The organism is Microbacterium sp. SL75, from assembly GCF_026625865.1.
GTDB lineage: Bacteria > Actinomycetota > Actinomycetes > Actinomycetales > Microbacteriaceae > Microbacterium.
On sequence record NZ_CP113067.1, the window covers coordinates 1,219,100 to 1,231,759 of the forward strand.

Annotated in this window: 11 protein-coding genes and 1 pseudogene; 4 read left to right on the plus strand and 8 right to left on the minus strand. The window is 66.3% G+C overall.

Annotated features, from left to right (window positions below):
* Positions 1–6: 6 nt before the first annotated feature.
* The 3 genes and pseudogenes from OVA17_RS05595 to OVA17_RS05605 form a co-directional block, all read right to left on the minus strand.
* Positions 7–1,269, minus strand: coding sequence for a hypothetical protein (locus OVA17_RS05595; protein ID WP_267788740.1), 1,263 nt, complete (start codon positions 1,267–1,269; stop codon positions 7–9).
* Between the two features lie 65 nt (positions 1,270–1,334).
* A complete protein-coding gene (locus OVA17_RS05600; RefSeq protein ID WP_267788741.1) occupies positions 1,335–2,834 on the minus strand; it encodes a DGQHR domain-containing protein in 1,500 nt (499 codons plus the stop codon).
* A 291-nt stretch (positions 2,835–3,125) separates the two neighbouring features.
* Positions 3,126–3,357: pseudogene (locus OVA17_RS05605) on the minus strand (DnaB-like helicase C-terminal domain-containing protein); the annotation flags it as partial.
* Positions 3,358–3,420: 63 nt separating this feature from the next.
* Here OVA17_RS05605 and OVA17_RS05610 point away from each other — a divergent pair.
* Positions 3,421–3,999, plus strand: a complete 579-nt coding sequence (locus tag OVA17_RS05610; protein ID WP_267788743.1) for a hypothetical protein — start codon at positions 3,421–3,423, stop codon at positions 3,997–3,999.
* Positions 4,000–4,440: 441 nt separating this feature from the next.
* Positions 4,441–4,977, plus strand: coding sequence for a hypothetical protein (locus OVA17_RS05615; protein WP_267788745.1), 537 nt, complete (start codon positions 4,441–4,443; stop codon positions 4,975–4,977).
* A gap of 58 nt (positions 4,978–5,035) precedes the next feature.
* On the opposite strand, the gene OVA17_RS05620 is transcribed toward OVA17_RS05615, so the two are convergent.
* Together OVA17_RS05620 and dnaB are read right to left on the minus strand one after the other, a co-directional pair.
* On the minus strand, positions 5,036–5,218 hold the full coding sequence (locus tag OVA17_RS05620) for a hypothetical protein (protein WP_267788747.1): 183 nt from the start codon (positions 5,216–5,218) through the stop codon (positions 5,036–5,038).
* A gap of 46 nt (positions 5,219–5,264) precedes the next feature.
* Complete coding sequence (gene dnaB, locus OVA17_RS05625; RefSeq protein WP_094735227.1) at positions 5,265–6,632, minus strand: replicative DNA helicase; 1,368 nt, start codon at positions 6,630–6,632, stop codon at positions 5,265–5,267.
* A 591-nt stretch (positions 6,633–7,223) separates the two neighbouring features.
* Here dnaB and OVA17_RS05630 point away from each other — a divergent pair.
* Both OVA17_RS05630 and OVA17_RS05635 read left to right on the plus strand, forming a co-directional pair.
* The gene (locus OVA17_RS05630; protein WP_267788750.1) at positions 7,224–8,237 is read left to right on the plus strand and encodes a hypothetical protein; all 1,014 of its coding nucleotides are present in this window, start codon (positions 7,224–7,226) and stop codon (positions 8,235–8,237) included.
* Positions 8,238–8,315: 78 nt separating this feature from the next.
* Complete coding sequence (locus tag OVA17_RS05635; protein WP_267788752.1) at positions 8,316–10,004, plus strand: beta strand repeat-containing protein; 1,689 nt, start codon at positions 8,316–8,318, stop codon at positions 10,002–10,004.
* 138 nt (positions 10,005–10,142) lie between these two features.
* Here the strand turns inward: OVA17_RS05635 and OVA17_RS05640 are convergent, their stop codons facing one another.
* The 3 genes from OVA17_RS05640 to OVA17_RS05650 are packed head-to-tail and all read right to left on the minus strand — an operon-like array spanning position 10,143 to position 12,620.
* A complete protein-coding gene (locus OVA17_RS05640; protein ID WP_267788753.1) occupies positions 10,143–10,886 on the minus strand; it encodes an amino acid ABC transporter ATP-binding protein in 744 nt (247 codons plus the stop codon).
* Positions 10,883–11,749, minus strand: coding sequence for an amino acid ABC transporter permease (locus tag OVA17_RS05645; protein WP_267788754.1), 867 nt, complete (start codon positions 11,747–11,749; stop codon positions 10,883–10,885). Before OVA17_RS05645 ends, OVA17_RS05640 begins: the two co-directional genes overlap by 4 nt.
* A gap of 4 nt (positions 11,750–11,753) precedes the next feature.
* Positions 11,754–12,620 (minus strand): ABC transporter substrate-binding protein, encoded by an 867-nt coding sequence (locus tag OVA17_RS05650; protein ID WP_267788755.1) that lies wholly within the window; start codon positions 12,618–12,620, stop codon positions 11,754–11,756.
* Positions 12,621–12,660: the final 40 nt, after the last annotated feature.

Here is a 12,660-nt window from a genome sequence, read left to right on the forward strand (position 1 = left end):
TTCTCGTTAGCTAGCAAAGCTCCAAGCTGCTACACGTTCAGCTTGACCGAGCACAGCTAGATATTCTCGCATGCCCGTGATCAGCGCATGATGGCTCGCCTTCGACGACAGCTCGAGCTCCTCCTTCGCAATCTCGGCGTCCGCCCACAGATCGATCATCGGGTCGGGAGCGTCATCTGACCAAAGTGCACGGGCCCCGCCCAGGCCGACGACCCAAGTTGAAACGTCATCTGCTCCCAGACCCGAGTCATCGAGCAGCTCAACGCAGGCGCCAGTAGCCAGACGCGCAAGAATGGTAGTGCGCAAGAGCATCTCGCTCAGGTATGCGGAGGGCGCCCCGTGGCTCCGAGTAAATGCAGCTTCGAGCGCGCCGTCCCGGCTCAAATCCTCGGGGTCCGTTCGAATACTCACGAAGTAGGGGTCTCGTTCGACTCCTCCCGGGGCGACGCTGGTCAGCCAGGAGGACCACCCGCTCCAGTCAGTGCGGCCTGTCGGTACCCCGTACGGATCCAGCTCTTCATGGGTCGGCGCATACACACCCACGGCGAGGTGCCGGAGCAAGAGTCGGTCGAGAACCGGGAATGTCCCTCGAGACTCAGGTTCGAGGAGTGTCCAAACGTCATCCACAATCTGAGCACAATCTTGGGCGCTGAGGTCATCGGGTTCGACACGCGTGGGTTGATAACTGGCGTGGTTCCGACGGTTTCGATCCTCGGAAAACGCGGAAAGGTCGAAGGCAATGTCATCCAACAGTCCTTCGACGATTGGAGTGATACCACTGCCCATATTGTTTGCCCATTCGTAGAGCGGGGCACCTATAGGACGGAGAATCTTCCCGAATAGGTCCTGAGCTCGCGTTGAACGCGCCCATGAGTTGAGAACCATCCAGGTGGCTACGTGCGTGCCCACTCCAGTGACCTCCGCTACACCGGCGCCCGAAAGCGCCAAACTGCAGCGATTACCGACGTAAATTCCCTCCGTACTCAGGAGGGAAATAGCTGCACGTAGCTCGGCGTAATAGCAGAGGTGCACCGCTCCGTGCACGTCTCCTTGAAGAACAGCATGCAATGCCCTGCCGAGGTATGCCCAGCTGTCGGCGGAATGAATAAAGGAAGCTGCCGCGAGGTAGTCCGCAAAGTCGGAGTATTGAGAGGGAGGGACGGTCTTTCCGTCGGCAAGAACACGTTCTCCAGCAGAATGAAAGTAGACATTGGCGGGCGCCAACCATGTCTCGGAACCGGAAATCGGGAGTCGAGAAAGAGCCGCCACCACAACTGCCCGGTCAGCAGTGCCTAACGCCGCCTCCGACCTCGCACCCAAACCACTCGATGCACTCATGCGCGGTCGACGAGATTGGCGGCTGATTGCACTTCAGCGTTCTCCGAGCCGCGAAGGTGATCAATCAATCGAATACGCATCTCCTTGTACCCGCTGCTACCGCGAAGCGCGGAGGCGCGCAACCGCTCCTGCTCGCTGAGCCCCGGGAATCCGCTACTGCGCCAGTCAAAGACCGCAAGCCTCTCGGAGATTTGGGCGAGGAATCTGTGGACAGGCTCGTCGGCCAGAGTAGCCGCCGCGATTGATATGTACTCGGGTGTTACCTCCGGCGCAGCGCTCAAATCACGCCAGCCAGCGAGCGAAAGCTCTCGGTTGCGGACGTAGCAAAGATCGTTGATGACCGACTGGAATCCGCGGATCCCCTGATCTGTCGCAAGGAGCGTAAACGACCCCGCGAAAGCTGGATCCGTTGCGCCCACCAGGCGCTCCCCATCGAGGCCAAGAGTATTGTCTGCTTGTCGAAGTGACATAGCCCAACCCGCGTTGGAGTCTGCAATTGCGTCCGCTAGGAGCTTCCACGCGGTGACCAGGAAAGCACCTTGTTGTAGTCTTGACCAAGAAAGCCCACCACTGGTCGCGTCGGGCGTTCCGCCAAAAAGTCCCCCAGTGCTCCCACGCGGTCGCCATGACTTCACCATGCTTGCAATTAGACTGCGAATGAAGGCGGCTTGTGTCACGGGGCCATTCTCGGCTCTAGAGCCACCAAGCATGTTGATTCGTCTATACCAAGGACTATCTGGAGACGACCACAGCATCTCGGTCAGCTCCTGCGCCCGACTCTCACGGTATACCTGCACGACCTCGCCGCTGTTAAGCCACTCCTGCTCACGCAACAATGGGTAGAGATCAAAGGCAAGCGAAGCATTGATCTTCTTGGGCTTGATATTTATTGTCCAGAACAGGTATGCCTGCCAAGAAATGTCAAGACCGTGAAACGCGACGACGGGAAGCTCGTAGTCCTCAACGTCTCCGTCGCCCTCCTGGAAAGCAAAAAGTCGGTGCTGTCCGTCAATCACCTCAATAGGCGGCACACTCTCTTCATCCTGAGATGAGGAGCGGACAGGGAGAGAAAGCGTCGCCATTCCGGGGGCCGGGCCCTCTTCTATGGATATAGTTTCGCCAGTAGCGATTACCCGACCGGATCGCATATCACCGGGTTCGAGGATGTTGACCACGACGGCTGTCGGCAGCCAGCCGGGCTTTCTCAGGCGGTCGTTCGCGGGATCATCCCGTTTTGCTGCACTTAGGCCTGACCAGGGATAGCCGCCCTCGACATATCGTCGAATCTCTTCACTCCGCTCGGGATCGTGCTTTCGTTGAATACTCAGATCCTCTGCACGCGGTCGCAGTTCGTCTGTATCGCGTCGGTAGATACCCGATAGCCTCCGAAGCTGCGAAGCTGCGACGGAGAACATGTAGAAGTGCGGTTTTGGGCGTGATTGATTTTGCCCGCCGTCGTACTGCATGTCGTCCCACTGGGCCAGCCACTGCTTCACCCTCAGAGCTGTGAGCGTCGTCGACTCAACTGATGGCATTGGTTCCCCCTTGTTCCCACCAACCACTCGAGGCTAACGGAACTCGTCGCTTGGCCTGCATCTCAGGTATCTAGCCACCCCACAAGACAGCTGCGAGACAGCGCTCCACGCTCGGAGCATGCCCAGACAGTACGACCCCTGACCGCGTCGATGCGTCCGGTTTTGCGTGCCGAAGGCTGTAGCTGTGCTAGCTGACCATCGGGCTCAGAAGGAGTCGGCCTGACTCGTGCAGGTCTATCGGGGCGACCTCCCGTCGGCGCGCTGCTCCGCGCCACGGTTCAGCTGCGACAGCGCGAATACCGGAACCTGCAGCTCCTTGGCCATCAGCTTCAGCGCACGCGAGAACTCACTGACCTCCTGCTGACGCGACTCGACGCGCTTACCGCTCGTGAGCAGCTGCAGGTAGTCGATGACGACCATTCTTCAGACCCTCGCGCTGGTTCAGGCAACGGCACCTCGCACAGATCTCAACCAGCGCAATATTCGAGCCAGCATCCGAGCGAGAGAGATCTGGCCCATGTCCGACCCCCGGAGTACCCTCCCCACCATGACCCCAGCCAACCTCTTCCTCCACGCCGATGCCGCGCTGCGCGAGGTCATTGACCAGCTCGATCCCACCGACTTCTCCGTTCCCGTTCCGAAGGAGTGGAGCCAGCTCGAGTCGCCTACGCTTCTCGGCATCCTCGGGCGGCATGCGTACGACGAAGCCTGGATCCCCGATGTCATCGCGGGCCGCGCGGCGGCCGACGGCGACCCCTACGCCGACACCGACCTTCTCGGCGACGATCCCGTCGCGTCGTACGACGCGCTCAACGACAAGGCGACGGCAGCCGTCCGATCGGGCGACATCGCCGAAACCTTTCGGTTCACCTACGGCGATTACCCGGCCGATGAGGCCTTTGCACACCTCGCGACCTATCGCGCGTTCCAGGCGTACTCGATCGCGAAGCACTTCGGCGTCCCGTTCCACCTCACCCCCGAGCTGGTCGCCGGGTTCAACGAGCACGTCGTCCCGCACGCCGACGAGTGGCGTCAGTGGGGCGTGTTCCCGCCGGCCATCGAGCCACCGGCGGGCTCCGACGACGAGACCATGCTGCTGTGCACGCTGGGGTTCTGGACGCCGTAAGCCTCGGCGTTACATCCCCGGCGCCACGCCAATGACGGCGCGGCCGTAGCTCAGGCGCCTCGCGGCGCGGGCGTGACGACCGGAAGGAGCAACTACGTCGCTTAAGCGCCAGCGGGCGCTGCACCGCGCTCGCATCCGCAGGCTCATCCCCTCTCCGACGCCTAGTGGATCCGGCTGAACGCCCGGGTGAATTTTGCGCCGAGCACAACCAATACCGCACACCTGGTTGCGCCTGCCGTTTATGGTCTGGTCTGCGCACACGGCGCATCCTGAGGGGGACTGATGAACGCCAGGCTAATTTTCGCACCAATCGTGGTTTTAGTCGCGACAGCGCTGCTATCGGCTTCACCAGCGTCTGCGCAGAGTGCGCCGAGCACGAATGCGGATACCAGCGCTCCAATCGAAGTTCCGGCACTGCCAGACTCCTTGACCAATCAAGAGATGGCTGAGCTGACCGACGCAAGTGTGACTCCGAAGATCGTCTTCGACGAGACGCGCCAAGAAACCGAGGAGAGACTCGAGACGTTGAATCTCGAGCCCGCCGAACCTGAGGCATCGGTTGCGAAGCCAGCGAGCTTCCGTACCGGAATGGTGCAAACCGCCGATCTCCGCGTACAGGGTGGCTCAGGTGGATCGAAGTGCTACCTCGCGCCCGGCAACATGTGGTTTCGCAAGTCCTCAGGCTACGGCGGGGTGGGATCCAAGCCTGCACTCCGGAACTGCAGCGCGGACGTGGTGAAGACCGGCATGGCTAGCGAGGTGTTTCGCCAGGAGTGGTGGGGTTGGGCGAAGGTCGCCGGCCCATTCAACAGCTGGGGCACGGGCAATATGCAGTCCACCCAGGTCACCTACTACTGCAACGGGCAGACACGAGACAATAAGTTCCAGGTGATCACGACGGCCTGGGGAACCACCGGCAGAGGACAGACAGGCGTGGGGCGCGACTCGACGGGCTCGTACACGTTCAGATGCAACTGACGACCCGAAGCTAGACCGAGAAGGAGAGGCCGGGCGCTTGCGCCCGGCCTCTCCTCAATCATCTGGGGACGTCGTCGGTGATCCGGTAGGGCACGGCGTAGCCGCCGGTCCAGATTCGTTCGCCCTCGTACTGCGTCTCAGCGAGAGATTGTGCGTACCTCGTCGCCTCGTCCTGATCATCGAAGACGCCGAGAATCTCCACCTCGTTGTCGCTCCGGTAGACGATCCACACCTTTTCCACGGAACGAGGATACGCGCGGACGGGCGCGACGATGCCGCGGCGGGAGTTACATCCCCGGCGCCATATCCGTGAACCGCGAATAATGCCCCTGGAACGCCACCGTGATCGTGTCCGTCGGCCCGTTACGGTGCTTCGCCACGATCAGATCCGCCTCGCCCGCACGCGGTGAGTCCTTCTCGTACGCCGCCTCGCGGTGCAGCAGCACCACCATGTCGGCGTCCTGCTCGATCGAGCCCGACTCACGCAGGTCCGAAAGCGCCGGCTTCTTGTCGGCGCGCTGCTCGGCACCACGGTTCAGCTGCGACAGAGCGATGACCGGAACCTGCAGCTCCTTCGCCATCAGCTTCAGCGCACGCGAGAACTCACTGACCTCTTGCTGGCGCGACTCGACGCGCTTACCGCTCGTGAGCAGCTGCAGGTAGTCGATGACGACCATCTTCAGGCCCTCGCGCTGCTTGAGGCGACGGCACTTGGCGCGGATCTCGACGAGCGTCATGTTGGGGCTGTCGTCGATGTAGAGGGGCGCGTCGTTGATGCGACCGCGGGTGGAGGCCACCGTGGTCCAGTCGCGCGAGTCGAGCGTTCCCTTGCGCATGCTCTGCAGGGGGATCTGACCCTCGGCGCTGAGCAGGCGCATCGCGATCTCGGAGCGACCCATTTCGAGCGAGAAGAAGATGCAGGGCGCGTTCGACTTGATCGCGGCGGCGCGGGCGAAGTCGAGCGCGAGCGTCGACTTACCCATGGCGGGGCGCGCGGCGAGCACGATCATCTGGCCCGGGTGCAGGCCGTTGGTCAGCTGGTCGAGGCCGGCGAAGCCGGTGGGAATGCCCGTCATCGACCCGTCGCGGCCGCGAGCGGCCTCGATCTCTTCGACCGCGGCATCCACCGCCATCGTCAGGGGGATGTAGTCCTCGGCGCTGTCGTCGCCCGAGACGTTGTAGATCTCGGCCTGGGCGCTGTTGACGAGCTCGACCGGGTCGCCCTCGCCGGCGTAGCCCATCTGCACGATGCGCGTGCCGGCCTCGACCAGGCGGCGCAGCATGGCGCGCTCGGCGACGATCGAGGCGTAGTAGCCGGCGTTGGCGGCGGTCGGAACGATCGAGGTGAGCGTGTGGAGGTAGTCCGCTCCCCCGGCGCGCTGCAGCTCGCCCGTCTTGATCAGCTCGTCGGTGACGGCGACGACGTCGGTGGGCTCGCCGTGCGAGTACAGGGTGAGGATGGCCTCGAAGATCAGCTCGTGCTTGGGCACGTAGAAGTCGGGACCGCGGAGACTTTCGATCACATCGGCGACGGCGTCTTTCGACAGCAGCATGCCGCCCAGGGCGCTCTGTTCGGCGAGCGTGTCGTGCGGGGGCGTGCGCTCGGGGCGCGGTGCTTTTCCGAGACGTTCTTCGGCGATATCGGCGATCGACACGGGCTCTCCTTCGGTTCTCGGGCACCACCGCCGGGCCTCGCGCGCGTGAAGGACGTCGCGAAAACGGGGCTCGGTGCGGCCTTGGCAGCATGAGATCACCAACGTCCGACATCGACGCGCGGGGCAGGGTGATCGGCTTGCCCAAGTGGCTCGACCCACGCTAGATACCACCTTCGATCCACGCAAACGAGCCTGTGGATAACTCTGTGGAGAGATTGCGGGAAACGCCGTCAGGTCTGTGCACAAGTGCTGTGGACAACTCGGTGGATGGATCTGATTTCCGCGCGTGTTGCGTACCCTGACCTGGGTTTTTTCTATCCACAACTTTCCTGGGGAAATCCCGTGTGAAGTGGACGTTGAAGGTTGCCCGCGGATGCATTCACATGTGTACAACTCGGGGGATAACTCGCCGGACGCGTATCGATACAGAGGCCCCGCTGTCAAATTTTTCTTCACCATCCGGCGTGTCGCCCGTCACCACGCCTTTGCCGGACGACTACTGAGATTTCACCCGAGCCCTTCCGCGTCGGCGAAACCGGGCGTATCGTCGCCGGCCAGGAGTTGTCAGAGGTTCACCTTGGGGGGCGAATCATGGAGAACACGTTCGACCGGGGGGCACCGCACGCGCTGCGGCTGTTCCTCATCGGCGTGCTCACCGCCCTCGGCTTCGCGGCTCTCTCGCTCGTGCTGTCGGTGTCTTCGGCATCCGCAGACGACGGCTCCCAGGGCGGTCTGCTCGGCACCGTCGGCTCGACCGTCGGCCAGGTCACCGACACGGTCGACGAGGTCGTCGGCACCGTGGTCGCCCCCACCGTCGAGCACGTCACCGAGACGGTCGCTCCGGTCACCGACGTCGCACCCGCCCCCGTCGCCGAGGTCGTGACCACCACCACCGACACCGTCTCCGACGTCGTCGACACCGCGGAGACCGCCGTCGGAAGCACCGTCGACACCGTGGCCGACACGGTCACCGACGTCGCCGGTTCGAGCGTCGTGGGAGACGTCGTCGCCCCGGTCGTCGACACCGTGCAGACGGTCCCCGTCGTCGGCGACGTCGCTCACGCGATCGGCCTCGACGACCTGCTCAGCGGAGTCACCGACGCGGTCGACGCCGCCCTCCCCGTCATCATCGGCACCCTCCCCCCGACCTCCACCGTCGTCCCGACCCTTCCGGTCGACGGTGGCGAGGTCGCCACCCCCAGCCCCGACGCCGTGACCGCCGAGCTCTTCTCGGCCGCGGCGGTCGTCGCCGGCCCTGCCTCGACGGATCCCTCCCCCACCGCGTCCCCGCTCCGCACCTCCGGGTCGGCCGACGTGGAGGCCCTGTTCGCCGCCGCCCCGACCGGCGGTGCGTCCGCGGCTCTCGCGGGTGCGCAGAAGGCCCTCTCGGGCCTCGACCTCGACACCGATCACGGCGTCGCCCTGGGCTCCAGCACGGGCACGAGCTCGTCGGCATCCGGAAACTCCGGAGCGGGCGGCGTCAGCGCCGCGACCGCCGACAGCGGCAGGATCAGCGCCGCCCAGCTTCTTCTCGACCGCCGGACCGTCGTCGACGACGACCTGCCCGTCACCCCGGTCTTCGCCACCGACGTCTCTCCTGACTGAGGACGGTCGCACCGTGCATCGCACGGCAGACGACCCCGCGCTTTCGCGCACCCTCATTCATCTACAGGAGAAACTCTCATGCGTAAGATCTACTCGCGTGTCCTTCTGGGCACGCTCGTCGGGGGCGGCCTCGCCGTCCTCGGAGCCGGCATCGCCAATGCCGCAGACACCTCCGGCGTCGACGGTCTGCTCTCGGGCGACCAGGTCGGTGTCTCGGTGGACCTCCCGGTCACCGTCGGCGGCAACGCCGTCTCGCTGATCGGAGACAGCACCAGCGACGGTGCCGACACCTCCGCTCCCGCAGCCCCGGCCCCCGCGCCCGTCACCATCACCGATGGCAGTGACGGCGTGGGCTCGGGCAACCAAGGGCTCGTGTCGGTCAACGTTCCCGTCACGGTCGGCGGCAACGCCGTCTCGGTGATCGGAGACAGCCAGAGCACGGATGCCGACACCTCGGCGCCCGCACCCGAGGCTGCGGCCCCCGCGGCTGGCAGCGGCACCGACGGCAGTGACAGCGTCGCCGGCGGCAACCAGGGTGCCATCTCGGTCGAGGCTCCGGTCACGGTCGGCGGCAACGCCGTCTCGATCATCGGCGACAGCAGCACCGACAACGCCGGCACCACCGGTGACAGCACCTCGGGTGGCACCGGCTCGACCGGCGGCAGCGTGACCGACGGCACCGACGGCATCGGCAGCGGCAACGTCGTCGATGCTCCCGTCGGCCTGCCCGTCACCATCGGCGGCAACGCCGTGTCGGTGGTCGGTGACAGCGTCTCGAACGACGCCGACACCACCGGCGGCACCACGGGCGGCACCGGCTCGACCGGCGGCAGCCTGACCGACGGCACCGACGGGATCCTCGGCGGCAACGTCATCGGCCTCCCGGTGGGCGTGCCCGTCACGGTCGGCGGCAACGCGGTCTCGGGCATCGGCGACAGCGTCACTGACGGCGCCACCACCACCGGCGGCACCACCGGCTCGACCGGCACCGGCTCCACCGTCACCGATGGAACCGACGCCATCGGCGGCGGCAACGTGATCGGCCTCCCGGTCGGCGCCCCCGTCACCATCGGCGGCAACGCGGTGTCGGGCATCGGTGACAGCGTCACCGACGGCGCCACCACCACCGGCGGCACCGCGACCACCGGCGGCACGGGCAGCACCAGCACCGACGGCAACGACGGCATCCTCGGCGGCAACGTCATCGGCCTCCCGGTCGGCGCCCCCGTCACCATCGGCGGCAACGCGGTGTCGGGTGTCGGTGACAGCACCTCCGAGAACGCCACCACCACCGGCGGAACCACCGGCTCGACCGGCGGAACCAGCACCGACGGAACCGGCAGCATCGGCGGCGGCAACGTGATCGGTCTGCCGATCAGCATCCCCGTCACCATCGGCGGCAACGCGGTCTCGGTGATCGGTGACAGCACCACCACCGGCTCGACCACCGGAAACCCGGGCACCCCCGGCACCCCGGGCACCCCCGGAACGCCCGGAACGCCCGGCACCCCGGGAACGCCCGGAACCCCCGGCACCCCGGGAACGAACGGCACCAACGGGACGAACGGCACCAACGGCACCCCTGCCGTGATCGGTTCGGTCGCGTCAGTCGGCTCCGTGGCCGCCACCGGAATGGGCACCGCCCGCGGCTCCCTCGCTGTGACGGGAACCGACGGCTCGACGGCCGCCGGCCTCGGCATCGCGGGCCTGCTGGCTCTGCTCCTCGGAGGGGGTCTGCTCCTGCGTCGTCGCCGCTCGGTCGCCTGACCCGGAGCGTTCGCGCACAGAACGCGACACCGGATGCCACGCCCTCGGGCCGGCATCCGGTGTCGCGGCGCGCCCGGCACGGGGTGTCGCGGGGGTCCCGCACCCATCGACGAGCGCAGGAACCTCGCGCCTCGGTGGCTACAGAGCCCCGCCGCGGCGCTCGCGCTCGAGGAAGGCGATCGTGTCGGGATGCCGCGGCGCGTCGAGGATCTGCGCCGGAGTGCCCTGCTCGACGATCCGGCCGCCCTTCATGAAGACGATGCGGTCGGCCACCTCGCGCGCGAACGACATCTCGTGCGTGGCCATGAGCATGGTCGAGCCACGGTCGCGCAGCACCCGCACCAGGTCGAGCACCTCGCCGACCAGCTGAGGATCGAGGGCCGAAGTGATCTCGTCGAGCAAGAGGAGTTCGGGGTCGGTCATCACGGCACGCACGATCGCGACGCGCTGCTGCTGCCCGCCCGAGAGCCGGTCGGGGAACTCCCGCGCCTTCGCCGCCAGGCCCAGCTGCTCCAGCAGTTCGGTGCCGCGCGCGTAGGCCTCGGCCTTCGGCATCCCGTGCACTTTCCGCGCAGCCAGGGTGACGTTGTCGATCACGCGCAGGTGCGGGAAGAGGTTGAAGTGCTGGAACACCACGCCGATGCGCGAGCGAGCGGCATCCTGATCGACGGTCGGCTCGGTCAGATCGTCGCCGTTGAGCAGGATCTGTCCGTCGTCGACGCGCTCGATGAGGTTGATGGTGCGCAGCAGCGTCGACTTGCCCGAGCCCGAGGCCCCGATCAGCACGACGACCTCGTGCTTCGCGAGCTCCAGGTCGATGCCGTCGAGCACCACGTGGTCGCCGAACGATTTCCGGACGCTGCGGACCTCGAGCACGCTCATACGACCCCGCCCATCTGCTCGCGCCGGGCCAATCGCGCCGAGACGTAGTCGGTGAGGCGGATCATCGGCAGCGCCATGGCGACGAACAGCAGCGCCGCCACGATGTACGGCGTGAAGTTGTAGTACTCGGCCGCGGCGATCTGCGCCGCGCGGACGGCATCCACCGCTCCGAGAACCGAGATGAGCCCGACGTCTTTCTGCATCGACACGAAGTCGTTCATGAGCGCCGGCACGACCTTGCGCACGCCCTGCGGGATCACGACGATCCGCAGCGTCTGCCCGTGCGTGAGTCCCAGCGAGCGAGCGGCGACCCGCTGCGAGGGGTGCACGGCCTCCATGCCCGCGCGCAGCACCTCGGCGATGTACGCCGAATAGGTGAGCACGATCGCGATCGTTCCCCACAGCACCACCGGCACCCGGCCGAAGACCCCCAGCGCGGGGAGCCCGAAGCCCACCAGGTACAGCACGATCAGCAGCGGGATGCCGCGGAACAGATCGGTGTAGATCGTGGCCAGGGCGCGGAGCGGGAAGAACACCGGCCCCCGCAGCGAGCGCAGCACCGCGAGGGTCGTGCCCAGCACCGCCACGGCGAGCGCCGCGACGATGAGCACCTGGATGTTCAGCCACAGCCCGACCAGGATCGACGGGAAGCTCGCGATCGCGATGTCGACGTCGAAGAAGCTGCGGCGTACGTCTTCCCAGCCGGGGCTCGACAGGATCGCCCACCCGACGACCACGACGAAGACGACCGAGCTGACCAGGGCGATCAGCACCGACTTCGTCGACTGCTGACGCCGCGTGGCGCGCCGAGCGATCTCGAGGTCGCTCGGCCGCCACGCGGTGCCGGAAGACGTGGATGCCACGGAGTTACTTCAGCACGGGCGCGGCGGCCGTGCCGCCGAGCCACTTCTGCTGCAGCTGGTCGAGGGTGCCGTCGGCCTGGAGCGCGTCGATCGCGTCGCTGACGGGCGTGGTCAGCGCCGAGCCCTTGGGCAGCACGTAGGCGAGCTCGTCGCCACCGGCCGAGGAGTCGGGCAGCTGACCCACGACCTTGCCGTTGTCGAGAACGGCCCCGGCGAGGTAGAACGCGGTCGGCAGGTCGACGACGATCGCGTCGACCTGCCCCGACTGCAGGGCGGCGACGGCATCGTCGTTCGAGTTGAAGACGCTGAGGTTGCCGGTGCCGAGCTGCTCGGCGGCCACCTGGTAGCTCGTGGTGGCGCTCATGACGCCCACGGGGATGTTCTTCAGCTCGGCGACCGTGGTGGCGGAGGCCGCGGGCGAGGTGCCCGTGGTGACGATCGCCTGGGTGGTCGTGTAGTACGGCGACGAGAAGTCGACGGCCTGCTTGCGCTGGTCCGTGATCGAGAACTGCTGGACGTTCAGGTCCCAGTCCTTCGGGCCCGGGGCGATCGCGCTGTCGAAGTTCGAGCGCACCCACACGATGTCGTTGTTCGTGAAGCCGAGCTTCTCGGCGACGGCGCACGAGACGGCGGCCTCGAAGCCCTCGCACGACGCGGGGTCGTCGTTCTCGACCCAGGGCGAGAACGCGGGCTCGCCGGTGGCGATGGTGAGCTTGCCGGCGGCGACGGTCTGCAGCGCGCCCTCGGTGGCGGGGGCGGCGCCGGCATCGGAGCCGGAGGGGGCGAACGCGCAGGCCGTCAGGGTGACGACCGTGGCGGCGGCCAGGGCGGTCAGGGCGGCGACGCGGCGCAGGCGTGCGGAAGCGGTCACGATTTCTCCTCGTGGACGTATCGGGGTCATCCCCGGAGTG